General features: G+C 25.1%; 19 protein-coding genes. 9 read left to right on the top strand and 10 right to left on the bottom strand.

Annotated elements, in window-relative coordinates; translation table 4 throughout:
- Positions 1-10: 10 nt before the first annotated feature.
- Positions 11-1996 carry an excinuclease ABC subunit UvrB gene (gene uvrB / locus AAHM85_RS05475; protein WP_342261305.1) on the bottom strand — a complete coding sequence of 662 codons (1986 nt, stop codon included), beginning with the start codon at positions 1994-1996 and terminating at the stop codon, positions 11-13.
- 308 nt (positions 1997-2304) lie between these two features.
- Between uvrB and AAHM85_RS05470 the strand changes: the two genes are divergently transcribed.
- Together AAHM85_RS05470 and AAHM85_RS05465 are read left to right on the top strand one after the other, a co-directional pair.
- Positions 2305-2490, top strand: coding sequence for a hypothetical protein (locus tag AAHM85_RS05470; RefSeq protein WP_342261304.1), 186 nt, complete (start codon positions 2305-2307; stop codon positions 2488-2490).
- Between the two features lie 640 nt (positions 2491-3130).
- Positions 3131-3268, top strand: coding sequence for a hypothetical protein (locus AAHM85_RS05465; RefSeq protein WP_252320481.1), 138 nt, complete (start codon positions 3131-3133; stop codon positions 3266-3268).
- Between the two features lie 560 nt (positions 3269-3828).
- On the opposite strand, the gene AAHM85_RS05460 is transcribed toward AAHM85_RS05465, so the two are convergent.
- From AAHM85_RS05460 to AAHM85_RS05450, 3 genes are all read right to left on the bottom strand, one after another.
- Positions 3829-4707: an IS1595 family transposase gene (locus tag AAHM85_RS05460; protein WP_342261303.1), complete on the bottom strand. Its 879-nt coding sequence runs from the start codon at positions 4705-4707 to the stop codon at positions 3829-3831.
- A gap of 29 nt (positions 4708-4736) precedes the next feature.
- Entirely contained in the window at positions 4737-6017 is a 1281-nt protein-coding gene (locus AAHM85_RS05455; RefSeq protein WP_342261236.1) for an IS3 family transposase, read from the bottom strand.
- Between the two features lie 626 nt (positions 6018-6643).
- Complete coding sequence (locus AAHM85_RS05450) at positions 6644-7282, bottom strand: IS1595 family transposase (protein ID WP_342261697.1); 639 nt, start codon at positions 7280-7282, stop codon at positions 6644-6646.
- A 619-nt stretch (positions 7283-7901) separates the two neighbouring features.
- Between AAHM85_RS05450 and AAHM85_RS05445 the strand changes: the two genes are divergently transcribed.
- The 6 genes from AAHM85_RS05445 to AAHM85_RS05420 all read left to right on the top strand — a co-directional run bounded on the left by AAHM85_RS05445 (position 7902) and on the right by AAHM85_RS05420 (position 10785).
- Positions 7902-8144, top strand: a complete 243-nt coding sequence (locus AAHM85_RS05445; protein WP_342261302.1) for a hypothetical protein — start codon at positions 7902-7904, stop codon at positions 8142-8144.
- Between the two features lie 11 nt (positions 8145-8155).
- A complete protein-coding gene (locus AAHM85_RS05440) occupies positions 8156-8407 on the top strand; it encodes a hypothetical protein (RefSeq protein ID WP_342261159.1) in 252 nt (83 codons plus the stop codon).
- A 2-nt stretch (positions 8408-8409) separates the two neighbouring features.
- Entirely contained in the window at positions 8410-8553 is a 144-nt protein-coding gene (locus tag AAHM85_RS05435; protein WP_342261301.1) for a hypothetical protein, read from the top strand.
- Positions 8554-8797: 244 nt separating this feature from the next.
- Complete coding sequence (locus tag AAHM85_RS05430; protein WP_342261270.1) at positions 8798-9811, top strand: hypothetical protein; 1014 nt, start codon at positions 8798-8800, stop codon at positions 9809-9811.
- A 109-nt stretch (positions 9812-9920) separates the two neighbouring features.
- Positions 9921-10076, top strand: a complete 156-nt coding sequence (locus AAHM85_RS05425; RefSeq protein WP_342261300.1) for an IS3 family transposase — start codon at positions 9921-9923, stop codon at positions 10074-10076.
- Positions 10077-10101: 25 nt separating this feature from the next.
- Positions 10102-10785, top strand: a complete 684-nt coding sequence (locus tag AAHM85_RS05420) for an IS1595 family transposase (protein WP_342261299.1) — start codon at positions 10102-10104, stop codon at positions 10783-10785.
- A gap of 144 nt (positions 10786-10929) precedes the next feature.
- Here the strand turns inward: AAHM85_RS05420 and glyA are convergent, their stop codons facing one another.
- On the bottom strand, positions 10930-12231 hold the full coding sequence (gene glyA, locus AAHM85_RS05415; RefSeq protein WP_342261298.1) for a serine hydroxymethyltransferase: 1302 nt from the start codon (positions 12229-12231) through the stop codon (positions 10930-10932).
- A 37-nt stretch (positions 12232-12268) separates the two neighbouring features.
- The gene (gene rpiB, locus AAHM85_RS05410; protein WP_174480264.1) at positions 12269-12697 is read right to left on the bottom strand and encodes a ribose 5-phosphate isomerase B; all 429 of its coding nucleotides are present in this window, start codon (positions 12695-12697) and stop codon (positions 12269-12271) included.
- A 205-nt stretch (positions 12698-12902) separates the two neighbouring features.
- Here rpiB and AAHM85_RS05405 point away from each other — a divergent pair, with 205 nt between their 5' ends.
- Positions 12903-13340, top strand: a complete 438-nt coding sequence (locus tag AAHM85_RS05405) for a PPC domain-containing DNA-binding protein (RefSeq protein ID WP_342261297.1) — start codon at positions 12903-12905, stop codon at positions 13338-13340.
- A 55-nt stretch (positions 13341-13395) separates the two neighbouring features.
- Here the strand turns inward: AAHM85_RS05405 and fba are convergent, their stop codons facing one another.
- The 4 genes from fba to argS form a co-directional block, all read right to left on the bottom strand.
- Positions 13396-14265 carry a class II fructose-1,6-bisphosphate aldolase gene (gene fba / locus AAHM85_RS05400; protein WP_342261296.1) on the bottom strand — a complete coding sequence of 290 codons (870 nt, stop codon included), beginning with the start codon at positions 14263-14265 and terminating at the stop codon, positions 13396-13398.
- 136 nt (positions 14266-14401) lie between these two features.
- Positions 14402-16006: a CTP synthase gene (locus AAHM85_RS05395; protein ID WP_342261295.1), complete on the bottom strand. Its 1605-nt coding sequence runs from the start codon at positions 16004-16006 to the stop codon at positions 14402-14404.
- 36 nt (positions 16007-16042) lie between these two features.
- Positions 16043-16444: a DNA-directed RNA polymerase subunit delta gene (rpoE, locus tag AAHM85_RS05390; protein WP_342261294.1), complete on the bottom strand. Its 402-nt coding sequence runs from the start codon at positions 16442-16444 to the stop codon at positions 16043-16045.
- A gap of 50 nt (positions 16445-16494) precedes the next feature.
- On the bottom strand, positions 16495-18135 hold the full coding sequence (gene argS / locus AAHM85_RS05385; protein ID WP_342261293.1) for an arginine--tRNA ligase: 1641 nt from the start codon (positions 18133-18135) through the stop codon (positions 16495-16497).
- Positions 18136-18150: the final 15 nt, after the last annotated feature.

Here is an 18150-nt window from a genome sequence, read left to right as displayed (position 1 = left end):
TTTTACTCCTTTATTTTTCACTTTCAATACTCAAAATTAAATCACGAAGTGAAGCTGCCTTTTCAAAATTTAAATCTTTAGCTGCTTGTAACATTTCAACTCTCAAATCAGCAATTATCTTTGCTTTAGCAGCTATTTTTATTTTACCTTTACTTGAATTTAAAATTTTTAAATCAACATCTAATTCTCTAGTACTTACGATTTCACTCAACGGTTTTTTAACAGTAACTGGTACTATATTATGTTTTTTATTATAAGCAAGTTGAATTTCTCTTCTTCTTTGTGTTTCTTCAATTGCTTGTGTCATTGCCTCTGTCTTAATATCTCCATATAGTATAACATGACCATTAACATTTCGTGCTGCTCGGCCAATAGTTTGAATTAATGATTTAGTATTACGTAAAAAACCAGATTTATCAGCATCCAAAATACAGATTAATGACACTTCTGGTACGTCTAATCCTTCACGTAATAAATTAATACCAACAATAACATCAAAAACACCTTTTCTTAAATCTAACAAAACTTTAGTACGTTCTAATGTTTTTAATTCATTATGAATATAAGCAACTTTAATTTTTTGTTCTTGTAAAAAATTTGATAATTCTTCTGCCATTCTAATTGTTAAAGTAGTAATAAATACTCTTTCATTATTTTTTGTTCGTAATTTTATTTGATTAATAATATCTTCCATTTGATTTTTAGTTGGTTTAATTTCAATTGTTGGATCTAATAAACCTGTGGGACGAATAATTTGTTGAACTGGTACATTAAAGGGTTCAACTTCATTTTTAATTAAAGATAATTCATAATCAGCAGGAGTTGCTGAAGTATAAATAACTTGCTTTAACTTATTAGAAAATTCATTAAAATTTAAAGGACGATTATCCAAAGCACTAGGTAAACGAAAGCCATATTTTACTAATGTTTCTTTTCTGCTGCGATCAGTATTATACATTCCTCTAATTTGCGGTAATGTCATATGAGATTCATCAATAATTGTTAAAAAATCATCTGGAAAAAAATCAATTAAAGTATAAGGTGCTGAACCCACTTCTCTATTTTCTAAATGACGAGAATAGTTTTCAATACCACTGCAAATACCAAATTCTTTTAAGGATTCTAAATCATGTTCTGTTCTTTGTTCTAATCTTTGCGCTTCTACTAACATATTATTTTTTCTTAGTTGTGCTAATGTTATTTTTAACTCTTCAGTAATTTTAATAATTGCCTGATCAACACGATTTTTACTAGTAATATAATTTTGCGCAGGAAAAATTGTAATAAAAGGAAAACGCTCTAAAACATTAGCACCTAATGTATCAATACGTGCTATTTCTTCAATTTCATCACCAAATAAACTAATTCTTAAATAAAATTGATCATTTCAAGATGGAGCTAACTTTATTAAATCACCTTTTGCACTAAAACTACCAGGTTCTAATGTAACATCATTACGTATATATCCATTTTTAATTAGTCTTAATAATAAATCTTTTCTATTAATTTTTTGTCCTTTTCTCAATTCAAAAAAGTTATCTTTATATGCTGTTGGTTCTTGTTGACCATAAATTGCTGCTACTGATGCCACAACAATAACATCTTTACTAATAGATAAACCATTTAAAGCACTTAATCTTAACATTTCAATTTCTTGATTTTGTTTAGAATTTTTATCAATATAAGTATCAGTTTTTGGTAAATATGCCTCAGGTTGATAAAAATCAAAATATGAAACAAAATATTCAACGCGATTTTCAGGAAAAAAAGTTTTCAATTCTCCATATAATTGCATAGCTAATGTTTTATTATGTACTAAAATTAAAGTTGGTTTTTGCACTTGCGCAATAACATTGGCCATCGTAAAAGTTTTACCCGTACCAGTGGCTCCTAATAATACTTGGTATTTAATATTATTCTTAATAGCTACTACTAATTTTCTAATTGCTTCAGGTTGATCACCTGTTGGTTTATAAGGTGCTTTTAATTTAAACATAAATTTATATTCCTTTAAAATATTCTATATAGAATACCATATTATTTTAAATAAAATAAAACTTTTATATAATTAAAATTATTATAAAACAATATAAATAGTATACTTATTTTTTGATTTTTATAAGTATAAAAAAATTATAATAAATTTCTTAAAAAATTTAAAGTTTAGTTATCAAATAAATCCAATGTTTAAAAATTCAGTTATTATCGTTTATATTTTATTTTACTTAGAATATAGTAAAATTTTAGACAGAAAATTAAAATAATTTTTATATAAATTAAAGAAACTAAAAAGGTGGGATGATTATGAAAACACTATTAACAACAGTAAGTCTTTTAACATTTGCAACAAGCACAGGAAACTTAAATTCTATTTTAAACACCGAAATTAAAACTACAAATATTTTAAATAATGAACCAATAAAATATGATGGTGAAGATAAAATTTGTAATGTCTGAAAAGAAAATTGAAAAAGTCCTGCAACATTTTAGTGTATATAAAAAGTAGTACTTTAGATACTTGATTTAAGCTTTTTTCTTTAAATTAACTTGAAAAATTAAAAGAAAAAATATACTATGATACTTCATCTTTTCCTTATCAAGGTAATGGAAGAGAAAAGATTAGCATATATGAATTAACTGAAAAATTAATAAATAATTTTTCATCTTTAATTAATGTACGTGGATATAATATGTATGGAATTATAGTAACTTATCATGAAGCACCTAAGGAATTGTCTTTTCTAGCACCACAATTTTCACCAAATACTCACGATAAAATATAATAGAAAAATATTATAAATTTTTATGACATGATACTTTAAAAATTGCAATAAGCCAATATGAATGACAAAACATTTTAAATACTAATAAAAATAAAACTGAAATTTTTAATATTATTTCTAGATTTCCCGAATGAGATGCAAGTGGTTGAAAAGATTATATTTCAAACGAAGATTTATATACTTTATCTGAAAAAATTATTGAGAATTTTAATTAATTAAAAACTAAATTCAAAAATAGTAATACAGGATGAAAAGTAGTGACTAACACTACTGGCTCATGAACAGAACTTAAACAAGAATAAAATATACTTACAAAAAAATAATCAAAAGAAAGAGAAAAAAATATAATGTTTAAAAAATTTAAAGAAATTTTCAAAAAGAAAAAATGACATTGTGATTATTGTAAAGAAAATTATCCTCTACTTTGTCCAATCAAAGGATTAGAAAAAGATGGAGAAGATTTTGAAAAAAAACCAAAAGATTAATTTCGGAATTTTACGCTTATTGGTTAACACTTAATTCTTAATAAATAATTTAATTATGATATTTTTAAATGTGATTTTTTCTTTACGGTTATTATATTTAAAACAAAATTCATTTAAATAAGATTGGAGTCATTTTTTTGAAACTCAATGAAATTGGCCGATAAAACCTCTTTTTAATATTGCTCAAAAACTTTCTATTGTACTTGTATGAATACCATTATAAGAAAAATATTTTTTGTGATTAACTTGTTCATGTAGTAAAATTTTACGGAATTTTACGCTTATTGGTTAACACTTAATTCTTAATAAATAATTTAATTATGATATTTTTAAATGTGATTTTTTCTTTACGGTTATTATATTTAAAACAAAATTCATTTAAATAAGATTGGAGTCATTTTTTTGAAACTCAATGAAATTGGCCGATAAAACCTCTTTTTAATATTGCTCAAAAACTTTCTATTGTACTTGTATGAATACCATTATAAGAAAAATATTTTTTGTGATTAACTTGTTCATGTAGTAAAATTTTACGGAATTTTACGCTTATTGGTTAACACTTAATTCTTAATAAATAATTTAATTATGATATTTTTAAATGTGATTTTTTCTTTACGGTTATTATATTTAAAACAAAATTCATTTAAATAAGATTGGAGTCATTTTTTTGAAACTCAATGAAATTGGCCGATAAAACCTCTTTTTAATATTGCTCAAAAACTTTCTATTGTACTTGTATGAATACCATTATAAGAAAAATATTTTTTGTGATTAACTTGTTCATGTGGTAAAATTTTATTCATTTTATAATATCCACGATATTCATCAGTAAAAAGAATAGAATTGTTAATATCAACATTTTCTTTAACTATTTTCATTAAATCTTCAGATTTAATACTTTTATTTTTTGCATGAAATAATTTAACATTACCATTTCGTTCAATAATGCCAACAACACACTCTTTACTAGTTCCTCTACCACGTAATGAGTTATTTTTATTATCAACATCATTATATTTACGCGGTTTTCCACCCACATATGTTTCATCCATCTCTAATATTTTTGCTAATAATTTAATCTCATCATTAGCCATTGCCTTTCTAATTTTATGCATCATTTTTCATACAGTTGCTAAACGTAAATTTAAGTCTCTTGAAGCTTGAGATGATGATAAACTTTTTTTAGCATTAGCCATTAATACTATTAAAATAAATCACTTTTGAAGTGGTACACGTGTATGATGAAAAATAGTTTGAGCAGTTACACTAAAAGACTTATGACATTTTTTGCATTTATAACGCGACTCTTTTAAAACAGAGTTAACTTTTTCACTAAAACAAAAAAGACATTTTGGTTTGTTATTTCATCTTATTTCTTCTAAAAATTTTATACAAGATTCTTGGTTTGGAAATTTATTTATTATGTCTAAAATATTCATTTTCAATCACCTTTAATTAGAGGCATTGGTTAGATAAGTTTACTTTCTTGTCTTCAAATCTGTACAAATTGATTTGGAGGCATTTTCAATCTAATAACTATTCTATCATTGTTTCAATATCTAACAAATTTTTCTAATATTTTATTAAAACTTTCCATACTTTCAAAAGTGCTACCAAACATCATTTTAAAATCTCTTTTAATTCAACGATTTAAACATTCACTAACTTGATTACCTTTAAAACCTGATAGACTTTTTGAGTGAATTAGATTAGTACTTGTATTAAAAACTTTACTAACAATTTCGCTTGTATTAGCAGAACCTAAATCTGATTGAATAGTCGTAAAATTACATTGTTTAGCACTCGCTAATTCTATTTGATTAACCACATTTAACACAGTTTTGGCATTTTCACTTTTGTTTATTTTTCAGCCAACAATTGAATTACTGTACATATCAGTAGCAAAAACAACTAATAATTTTGTTTTTTTATCACCAATAATTATATTTTTAAATCATGTGCCATCCATACCAACTTTTTCAAGAAAGTTATTACTTGAAAAATTACGTTTTAATAAATCTTTATTATTTTTTAAATCACTATTTTCTACTACTCTATTTGTTGATTTAGGTTCTAATAATAATTTAATATTATTATCTTTTAATATTTGTTTTATGCTTGTTTTACTGCATTTAAGACCTTTATTTTTTATTTTTAACTCTAATCTTACTTTTTCAAAACTAGTGATATTAATGTACTTTTTTTCATTTTTAATGAGAACTATTTTGTTTATTGCTTGTATCAAATTATCATTAATTTTTGATTGATATTGCTTTTTACCTTTTTTTACTCATAAATAGTATGCTGTTTTGCTAATAGCTATGTAAACAATAATTTTATTTAATTGATGACCTTTTTGCTTATATTTTTCTACTATTAAAAAACACTTATATTTTAATAATTTACTATTTTTTCCCCTTGTTAATTTCTTTTCACAGGCTAATTGCTCCTTTAAAAGTTCTTTTTCAACCTCATCTTTTAAAGCTTGTTTTCTAAGTTTATCAATTTCTTTGTTTAATAGTTTAATTTCAATATCTTTCTTATCGATCCTGTGAGAAGTTTGGGATTTAGAAATTTTGGTGAATGCATTTTCACCTTTAATTTGATATTGGTTAACCCAATTATAAATTAATACTGGAGTTGATAATTTATATTTGACTTGAATTTCATGTATTTTTAGTTTTTTATCAACTAAATACTCATTAACAACGGCTAATTTTGTTTCTTTTGAATAAACTTTATAATTCATAATTTCTCCTTCTGTATTAATTATTTTTAATTATATTACAGATTGAAAATATTAATTGGTAAACTTAAGTGACTGATGCCCTTATTGGTAACTTTTTTTATATAAAAAAATGTGGGAGCGTGGCGAAGATGTCTATAACTAAAAAGTTTTAAAATTAGCTCCTTTCTTTTTTAAACCCTTAAATTAAAAATAAATGACAAAAGACGAGAATAACATCTTGTCTTTTTTTGTAATTGTAAAATTTTAAAATTTTTATTATTAGTACCCTTTAAATATCTACTACACGCAGTGACCAAGTAGGAGAAAGTTAATAATTAATAACAGTCTTTAACGCTATTATCAACACGTGTTAGGGAATTAAAACAGTGAACCACAACACAGTTGTTAAAAATAGTGGCCAAAACATGTGGACTTGCATGGATAAATAATAAGTGGAGTGATACCTAATAAATTATACTAACCAGTAATGGTAATTCTTGGGGTGGGAGCGAATTGGAAACTAGTATATATAGACCTGCTAGGGAACCTACTATATTAATTCTATTCTTTATTTAACCAACCTTGTCACTCCCCAGTGAGCAAGTGTTGGTTTTATTTTTCGGAATTTTACGCTTATTGGTTAACACTTAATTCTTAATAAATAATTTAATTATGATATTTTTAAATGTGATTTTTTCTTTACGGTTATTATATTTAAAACAAAATTCATTTAAATAAGATTGGAGTCATTTTTTTGAAACTCAATGAAATTGGCCGATAAAACCTCTTTTTAATATTGCTCAAAAACTTTCTATTGTATTTGTATGAATACCATTATAAGAAAAATATTTTTTGTGATTAACTTGTTCATGTGGTAAAATTTTATTCATTTTATAATATCCACGATATTCATCAGTAAAAAGAATAGAATTGTTAATATCAACATTTTCTTTAACTATTTTCATTAAATCTTCAGATTTAATACTTTTATTTTTTGCATGAAATAATTTAACATTACCATTTCGTTCAATAATGCCAACAACACACTCTTTACTAGTTCCTCTACCACGTAATGAGTTATTTTTATTATCAACATCATTATATTTACGCGGTTTTCCACCCACATATGTTTCATCCATCTCTAATATTTTTGCTAATAATTTAATCTCATCATTAGCCATTGCCTTTCTAATTTTATACATCATTTTTCATACAGTTGCTAAACGTAAATTTAAGTCTCTTGAAGCTTGAGATGATGATAAACTTTTTTTAGCATTAGCCATTAATACTATTAAAATAAATCACTTTTGAAGTGGTACACGTGTATGATGAAAAATAGTTTGAGCAATTACACTAAAAGACTTATGACATTTTTTGCATTTATAACGCCACTCTTTTAAAACAGAGTTAACTTTTTCACTAAAACAAAAAAAGACATTTTGGTTTGTTATTTCATCTTATTTCTTCTAAAAATTTTATACAAGATTCTTGGTTTGGAAATTTATTTATTATGTCTAAAATATTCATTTTCAATCACCTTTAATTAGATTTTATTTTACTAATATCTAATTATAGTTTTCAGAAATAATAATGTATATAAGTTATTGCCAATAAACGTAAAATTCCGTTATTTTTTATTTTTTTTGAAAAATTTTTTGGGCGAGAAAATAAATTTCAAACTTGTAAAAAAAATTGAGCGGTGCCGGTTCAATTAAAATATTAATTTATTAAACATAAATTAAATAAATATTGAATCGAATGCATCAATGTTTTTTAAAATTTCACAATTTATTTTTGAGCCCAGAATTGCTGGAATTAATAAAACGAATAGTAGTAGTTATTAATAATATAAAAATATATGTCCTGTTGCTTCTAACATAAAGGACATATTAGGAAATGATTATTATGGCAATAGAAATTCTTGATTATGAAGCACTAAGAAAGATTGATAATAAAATTAAAAAAAGAAGAAAAAGATGTGTAGAATGTGACGAATTATATAATGATGATTATTTAAATATGACTTATTATTTTAAAACAGAAGAAGAATCACAACAACATGATATTAAAAAATATGAAGATGATTATGATATTGAAGAACATTTGGATTATACAAAACCATATGGATATGTTTGTGATTGATTGTAGAAGTGATTAATATGAATAAAGAAAAAATATTTTCTTATAAAGACCAAGAAATTAATTCATTAAAGTTGGAAATAGAACTACTTAAACAAAATAATGATAGATTATATAACGGTTTATGAAAAAGATTTGAGAACTTTATTGATAAAGCAAAATTCATTACATATTTAGAAAATAAAATTGAAAATGATGGATATAGAAATGCAAATAATGATGCAATATATTATTCATTAATTCAAAAAATCAATAGTGGAGAATTTGATTAATAATGCAATATGACTCAATTATTGGGATTGACCCTGCTGGTATTGGTAATAATGGAATTGTTATATATTCAAATGAAACCAATAATATTGTTTTTAATGAAACATTAAAAACTAAAACAGTTTTAGAAAGTAAAAATTTGTTTTAAGAATACTTTTTAACAATTCAACATCATTTTGATAATAAAAAAATATTAGTTATTGTAGAAAATTTCTTTTTAAGTTCAAAACAATTATTAATTAATCCATTAGCAACTCCTAAAATTATTGGTTCATTAATGGTATTAGTAGAAGATGTTATGAATTGAGATTTGGCATCAGTCACTTAAGTTTACCAATTAATATTTTCAATCTGTAATATAATTAAAAATAATTAATACAGAAGGAGAAATTATGAATTATAAAGTTTATTCAAAAGAAACAAAATTAGCCGTTGTTAATGAGTATTTAGTTGATAAAAAACTAAAAATACATGAAATTCAAGTCAAATATAAATTATCAACTCCAGTATTAATTTATAATTGGGTTAACCAATATCAAATTAAAGGTGAAAATGCATTCACCAAAATTTCTAAATCCCAAACTTCTCACAGGATCGATAAGAAAGATATTGAAATTAAACTATTAAACAAAGAAATTGATAAACTTAGAAAACAAGCTTTAAAAGATGAGGTTGAAAAAGAACTTTTAAAGGAGCAATTAGCCTGTGAAAAGAAATTAACAAGGGGAAAAAATAGTAAATTATTAAAATATAAGTGTTTTTTAATAGTAGAAAAATATAAGCAAAAAGGTCATCAATTAAATAAAATTATTGTTTACATAGCTATTAGCAAAACAGCATACTATTTATGAGTAAAAAAAGGTAAAAAGCAATATCAATCAAAAATTAATGATAATTTGATACAAGCAATAAACAAAATAGTTCTCATTAAAAATGAAAAAAAGTACATTAATATCACTAGTTTTGAAAAAGTAAGATTAGAGTTAAAAATAAAAAATAAAGGTCTTAAATGCAGTAAAACAAGCATAAAACAAATATTAAAAGATAATAATATTAAATTATTATTAGAACCTAAATCAACAAATAGAGTAGTAGAAAATAGTGATTTAAAAAATAATAAAGATTTATTAAAACGTAATTTTTCAAGTAATAACTTTCTTGAAAAAGTTGGTATGGATGGCACATGATTTAAAAATATAATTATTGGTGATAAAAAAACAAAATTATTAGTTGTTTTTGCTACTGATATGTACAGTAATTCAATTGTTGGCTGAAAAATAAACAAAAGTGAAAATGCCAAAACTGTGTTAAATGTGGTTAATCAAATAGAATTAGCGAGTGCTAAACAATGTAATTTTACGACTATTCAATCAGATTTAGGTTCTGCTAATACAAGCAATTGTTAGTAAAGTTTTTAATACAAGTACTAATCTAATTCATTCAAAAAGTCTATCAGGTTTTAAAGGTAATCAAGTTAGTGAATGTTTAAATCGTTGAATTAAAAGAGATTTTAAAATGATGTTTGGTAGCACTTTTGAAAGTATGGAAAGTTTTAATAAAATATTAGAAAAATTTATTAGATATTGAAACAATGATAGAATAGTTATTAGATTGAAAATGCCTCCAAATCAATTTGTACAGATTTGAAGACAAGAAAGTAAACTTATCTAACCAATGCCTAAAAAGAATAAGATGTTTGAAATGTAATCAAACATTTAGTATTCTCACGGGTACCATATTTTCAAGGTCACAAACATCTTTAAGATCATTATTTTACCTCATCTTTAGATGAATAAACACCAAACATGGAATTCCGTCAACTGATGTTTCAAAAGAATTGGGAGTGACCTTAAAAACAGCATGGAGAATGGGTCATAAAATTAGAACACGTATTGCAAAACAAGAACCTCAATTTATTGTTAAAGGCACAGTGCAAATTGATGAAATGTATCTTTCACATATGGCTTTTAAAAAACAAGGAAGATCCTTGAAAAATAAAACATTGATTGTTGGCATTTATGAAAAAACAACTAATAATTTAATTGTGAAAGTATTGAAAAATGCAAAGAGTAAAAGTCTTTTGAATTTTACAAGAAGCCACATTTCTTCAAAATGTCATGTATATACTGATGATTGAAAAGGATATTGCGATTTCAAATTGGTTTTCCCAAAACATAAAACAGTTAACCATCAAGATGGTTATGTTTCAAAAACTGGTGTAAATACCAATCAAATTGAATCAGTTTGAAAACATATAAGAAGAACATTTAAAACACATATCAAAGTTGCAAAACATCATGTTTATTTATATGCCAAAGAAGCTGCATATAAATTCAACAAGATACCTAGTTTTGAAATTGTAATGCTGTGTTTAATTTAAAAATGTGGGGAGAAGTCCGTAGATACGCTTTTCTCAGCATTTATGTGATAAAATTAAAAAATAGTACATAAAGGGAGAAAAGCGTAATTTTATTGAAAAAATGAAAGAAATTAAAGATTCAAAAAAATAAAATAATTATTTTTATTATTGAGGTAATTTTATATCTTCATAAATGGGAAATTTTTTTAAAAGCATATCAACTTTTTTTCTTAACTCATTTAAAGCATCATCATTAATACCCTTAGGTAATTTTCAAGCACTAATAATAATCTTTCCTAATTCAATAAACTGCTCTTCTTTAAAACCTCTCGTTGTCATTGCTGGACTACCAAAACGAACACCACTAGTAATAACAGCTGGTAAAGGATCAAAGGGAATACCATTCTTATTAGCAACAATATTAATCTTTTCTAAAATATCAACAGCTTCTTTACCATTTAAACTGTTAATATTAGTAACATTAACAGTTAATAAATGATTATCAGTTCCACCCGCCACTACATGAAATCTTGCATCAAGAAAAGTTTTTGCTAATGCTTGAGCATTTTTAATTACTTGCATTTGATAAGTTTTAAATTCTGGCATTAATGCTTCATAAAAAGCTTGTGCTTTTGCTGCAATAATATGTTCCAATGGTCCACCTTGATTGCCAGGAAATACCGCACTATCAATTTTCTTTTTTAATTCTTCAGTACAAAGAATAGCACCACCACGTGGTCCTCTTAATGTTTTATGAGTTGTTGTTGTTGTAATATCAGCATAACAAATAGGATTTTGATGTAATCCAGCAGCAATTAATCCAGCAATATGCGCCATATCAACCATTAAATATGCTCCAACAGTATCGGCAATTTTACGAAACTTTGATCAATCAATAAGTCTTGAATAAGCACTAGCTCCTGCTACAATAATTTTTGGTTTACATTCTTTAGCAATTTTTAAAATTTCATCATAATCTAAATACTCATCCTTTTTACTTACACCATAATTAACACCGTGATAAATTTTACCAGAAAAATTAATTTTATAACCATGAGTTAAATGACCACCAGCATCAAGTTCCATACCAAGAATAGTATCACCTGGACTTAATATAGCAGCATATGCTTCAGCATTAGCTTGACTACCAGAATGAGGTTGTACATTAGCATGAAAATTACCTTTTTTACATTGACCTGGTTTATGATTACAATTAAATAATTGTTTAAAACGTTCAATTGCCAAATTCTCAATTTTATCAACATTTTCGCAACCATTATAATACCTTCTCCCTGGATAACCTTCTGCATACTTATTAGTTAATATTGTCCCAGCAAGTGTAAGTACAGCTGGTGATACATAGTTTTCTGAAGCGATTAATTCAATATGATTTTGTTGACGTTGTCATTCATCTTTCACAATTTTTTTTAATTCTGAGTCAAGACCCTTATTAAAAGATTTATCCATTTTTAAACATCCTCTCTTTAATAATTTAATAGTAAAATTATTTTAGTTTTGCAACTCTTAATTGATGTCTTTTTTCATCACTTGTTTTAGTATTTAAAAATAATTTCACAAGTTCTACTGCTTTATAATCAGAAATAATTCTAGCACCTAGTGCTAAAACATTAGCGTCATTATGAAGCCTTGCTAATCTTACTGTTTCTTCTTCATAGCAAAGAGCACAACGAACACCATTAATACGATTGGTAGCAATGCTAATACCAATACCAGTACCACAAATTACAATACCAAAATCTGCTTTTTTACTAACAATAGCATTTGCAACATTAAAACCAAAATTAGGATAATCAACAGGTTCACTGCTATTTGTTCCTAAATCTAAAATTTGATAGCCTTCTGTATGTAAAAATTTAATAATTGGTTGTTTAAATTCATAAGCGGTATGATCATTACCAATAGCAATTACTAAACCATTAGTTTTCAACTTTATCACTTCCTTAGTTTAAATATTAGTTTTATTATACCTATTAATTTTAAAATTAATATATTTTCTTTTTAAAATAATTTTTATTACAAAAAGAAAAATATTTTTTTCCTATAATAATCAAATTTAATCATTATTGCTATTAATAAATATGTTAAAATACTGCTAAAAGAAAGGTGAGATTCTTATTATGAAAATTAAAAAAATGATCGGAAATAAGTATGCATTAATTATTGAAAAAGATGAAATGATTATTAAAACTTTAGAACAATTTGCTATTAAAGAAAAAATAGGAATGGCACTATTCCAAATGATTGGTGCTGTTACTAATGTCACTTTAGGCTATGTTCCTAAAAAAAGTAATGATTATGTAAAAAAAACTTTTCTTGAACAATATGAATTGTTATCAACAATTGGAACAATCATTTGAGATGAAAAAGATACAAATAAACCAATTATTCATTGTCATACTACTTTTGGTGATGATAATTTTAACGTAATTGGTGGTCATATGTTAGACGCGAAAGTTGCTATTAAGGTCGAAGTAATAATTGATATTTTAAGTAATGAAAAAATATCACAAGTTATTGATAATAAAAGTAATTTTCATATTTGAAAATTATCTTAATTTAAGGAAAATCTTAAAAGAAATGGTCATATTATTACTAATATGACCATTTCTTTTAAGATTTTCCTAATGAACCAAATTCTGTTAGTAACTCTTTAGTTTTAAGTTTAATTGCTTCCATTCCTGATTTAAAAATTTTTCTAGGATCAAACCCTTTATCTTCATTAAGTTTTCCTTCTGTAACATATTTTTCAATAGCTGTGGCAAACACTTCTTGTAATTCAGTATTAACATTAATTTTACTAATTCCTAAATTAATAGCTTTTTTAACCTGATCTTTTGGAATTCCAGAACCACCATGTAATACCATTGGTTTATTTGAAGCTACTGATAAATTTTTTAACACATCAAAATTTAAACCATCTCAATTTTTAGGATACTTTCCATGAATGTTATTTATTCCGGCTGCTAAAAAGTCAATTCCTAAAGCCGCCAATGATTTACAATCTTCCTCACTAGCAATTTCACCACTACCAATAATTCCATCTTCTTCGCCACCAATAGTACCTGCTTCTGCTTCAACAGATGCATTTTTTTTCTTAGCATAAACAACTACTTCTTTAGTACCTTTTATATTTTCATTAAAATCTAAATGAGAACCATCAAACATAACAGAACTAAAACCAGCATCTAACGCTTTCTTACAAGAATCTACTGATTGACCATGATCTAAATGTAATGCTACTGGAATAGTAATATTCAAATCATTCAATAACGCTAAAGTCATACTAGCAACTGTGTTAAATCCACCCATGTATTTAATAGCACCTTCTGAAACACCTAAAATAACAGATGATTTAGTTTCTTGTGCAACTTCAAGAATAGATCTTGTTCATTCTAAATTATTAATATTAAAATGAGCAACGGCATATTTACCTGCTTTTGCTTTATCAATCATATTTTTTGCACTAACAAATTTATTCATTTCTTTTCCTTCTTTCTTAAAATATTATAACCTTATATTATATATTTTCATAAAAAATCTAGTTGCATATATATTTTGAGAATATACAATTCATAAAGATTTAATAATTTTAAAATTAAATTTTCTTACTTTATCATTATTTTTTAATAATACTTTTAATTAATCCTAAAAATAAAGGATTTGGTTTATTAATTCTTGATGTGAACTCAGGATGAAACTGACTTGCAATAAAGAAAGGATGTACTTTTTTTGGCAACTCAATCACTTCTACTAAATCTTCTTTATTATATATACCACTAAAAATTAATCCATTTTTTGCAAGTAATGTTTTATAACTATTATTAAATTCATAACGATGACGATGACGTTCAATAATAATAGTTTGTTTATAAAGAGATTTTGCTAATGAATCATTAATTAAAGTGGTTGGATAATTACCCAGTCTTAAAGTTCCCCCAATTTGATCACTTTTATTTTTACCACGTAATAAATCAAAAATAGGGTTTTTAGTTTTTTTATTAAATTCAGTAGAATTAGCATCTTGTAAGTTACATACATTACGAGCATATTCAATACAAGCCAACTGCATACCTAAACATAATCCCAAGAAAGGAATTTTATTAACTCGAGTATAATTAATTGCATTGATTTTGCCTTCAACACCACGATTACCAAAGCCACCAGGAACAATTATTGCTTGGAAAGGAGAAAGCATAGAACTAATATTTTTACTATCTAAACTTTCAGCGTTAATAATTTTATAATTAACTTTAGTATTAAGACTATAACCTGCAATTTTCAATGATTCAATTACTGATAAGTAAGCATCACTTAAATTCGAATATTTTGCCACAATACCAACAGTAACTTCTTGATTAATATTATCTAACTTTTTAACAATTGCATGTCATTCTGACATATCTGGTTTAGTTTTATTTAATTTTAATAATTCTGAAACTACTTCATCAATTTTTTGTTGTTCCAAAGATAATGGCACTTTATAAATATTATCACAATCAGGAATTGCTAAAACATGACTGCGTTTAATATTACAAAATAAAGATAATTTATCAAAAATATGATCAGGTGGCATAGTTTCACTACGACAAACCAAAATATCAGGTTGAATACCTAATGATAATATTTCTTTTACTGAATGTTGACTGGGTTTCGTTTTAAATTCACCAACTGAATGTAAATAAGGAATTAATGTAGTATGAATAACAATAACATTTTCATGACCTTTTTCGTTTTTAACTTGTCTAATGGCTTCAATAAAAGCTAATGATTCAATATCACCAACTGTTCCACCAATTTCGGTAATAACAACATCAGCCTTACTATTAATTGCGGAATTAAAAATGTGTTTTTTAATTTCATCAGTAACATGAGGTACAACTTGTACAGTTTTCCCTTCATAAAAACCATCACGTTCCTTTTTTAAAACAGTTTGGTATACTTTTCCAGCAGTAATATTGGAGTCTCTAGTCAGATTTTCATCAATAAAACGTTCATAATGACCTAAATCTAAATCAGTTTCAGCACCATCACTAGTTACATATACTTCACCATGTTGATAAGGACTCATAGTACCTGGGTCAACATTAATATAAGGGTCAAATTTTTGCATAAAAATCTTAAGATTTTTTTGCTTTAATATACGCCCAAGCGATGCTGCTGTAATTCCTTTACCTAAAGATGATACAACACCACCAGTAATAAATATATACTTTGAATTCATTAGTTTTCTCCTAAATATTAATTAATAATATCATTATTATTCATCATCATAACTATCTTCTAATGGTTGAATACTAATGGTATCTAAATCATCATCTTCTACGTCTTCACTTAAATCTATAGTTTCATCATTATCTGTAACTGTTTCAGTACTATCAATTTCTTCTTTTGTATTACTTGGAATTTCTACTCTTGTCATATGTTCTTTAATTTCTTCTAATGAAACTTCATTACGTGGATATCAAAGTTTATCATTTTTTAAGAAAAAATTGGTATTTAAAATAATTCCAGTATAAAGTTCACCAGCAATTTTTTCTTCATCTTCTTTAGAAATATTACATTGTTTTTTAACATGTGTTCAAATTTCATTTAAACTACTTTTTTTCTTTTTGCATAAAAAACTATATGCTACTTCTACTAATGTTTGTTTGTTTTGCATTTCTTAATCACCTTCTAAATTGTATATTATAAATAATAAAAATATATTTTTTACATCTTTTTAGGCGCATCCACACCAATTAAATTTAAAGCATTGGCCATTATTTGTTTTATTGCTAAAACTAATGTTAATCGTTGAGTTGTTAATTGTTGATCTTCACTAATAACTTTATGTTTATTATAATAAGAATGAAATAACTTAGCTAATTTTTGAATATAATTTGTAAGCAAATGTGTTTGATGCTGTTTTTCAATTTTTTGCAAAATAATTATATATTCATCTAATGTAATCAATAATTCTTTTTCCTTTTGTTCTGTTAATAAATTAATACTATTTGCAATTTTAAATTTTGGATAATTCTCCATAATTTGATTTATACGCGCATGAACATATTGAGCATAATAAACAGGATTTTCGTTAGATTGTTGTTTAGCAAGTGCTAAATCAATATCAAGATGTGATTCAACTGATCTTGATACTAAAAAATAACGTAAAGCATCCTTTCCAATTAAATCTATCATATGTCTTAAAGTTATTGATGTTCCTGCTCTTTTTGACATTTTTTGTTCTTTGCCATTATCAATAACCTTTACCATTTGCATACATAAAATATCAAGTTTACTGGCATCATTATTAAGCATATATAATCCTGCTTTAATTCGTAGAATATATCCATAATGATCTGCTCCTCAAATATTAATTAACAAATCACTACGTTGAAACTTAATATGATGATAAGCTAAATCAGGAAGCATATATGTGTAAGTTTTGTCTTTCTTAACAATTACACGATCTTTATCATCTTCAAACAAAGTAGTTTTTAAGAAAATAGCACCATCAAGTTGATAAGTATTACCTTGCATTTCAAATTGTTTGATTAAATTAGAAATAACATTTTCTTTATATAAAAACGATTCAGAAAATCAAATATTAATTTTAACTTTAAATTTTTTTAAATCTTTTTTAATTTCTGAAAGCATATAATTAATACCAAATTCTTTAAAAATTAAAGAAGAAGTTTCATCAAAAGGTTTATTTGCAAATTTATTACCATTTAATTTCAAAAATGATTGTGCAGCAGTTAAAATTTCAAAACCACGATAACTTTCTTTTGATAATTCAAAAGCATTGCCACAAAGATTTTGATAATTTATGAAAATTGAATTGGCCAAAACATTAATTTGATTACCAGCATCATTAATATAGTATTCTCTAACTATATTATATCCTCTATGTTCTAATATATTAGCTAAACTATCACCAATAGCCGCATTTCTTGCATGCCCTAAATGTAAAAGTCCCGTTGGATTAGCACTAATAAATTCAATATTATAAGTAATATTTTTTTTATTAGATTGACCATATAATGATTTCTCATTAATAATTTTCATTAATAACAAACTAAATACTTCAACATTAATATTAATATTAATAAAACCAGGAGTAATATAATCAATTTTTTTAATTAATGGGTGTTTCTGATGAATATTTTTAACTATAATTTCGGCAATGTCTAATGGTTTTTGTTTATATTTCTTTGCTAATATCATTGCTATTGATGTAGAATAATCACCTAAGTCATTATTTTTATTAATTTCAATAACAACCTGATTCAATTCTACTTCATAATTTGCAAATGCTACTGCATCAAGAATAATAGTAGTGAGTTCATTAATAACATAACTATCCACAGTTCAGACCCCTTT

The sequence above is a fragment of the Spiroplasma endosymbiont of Notiophilus biguttatus genome, from assembly GCF_964030985.1.
GTDB lineage: Bacteria > Bacillota_I > Bacilli_A > Mycoplasmatales > VBWQ01 > Spiroplasma_E > Spiroplasma_E ixodetis_A.
This window is presented reverse-complemented; position numbering and strand designations above follow the sequence as displayed.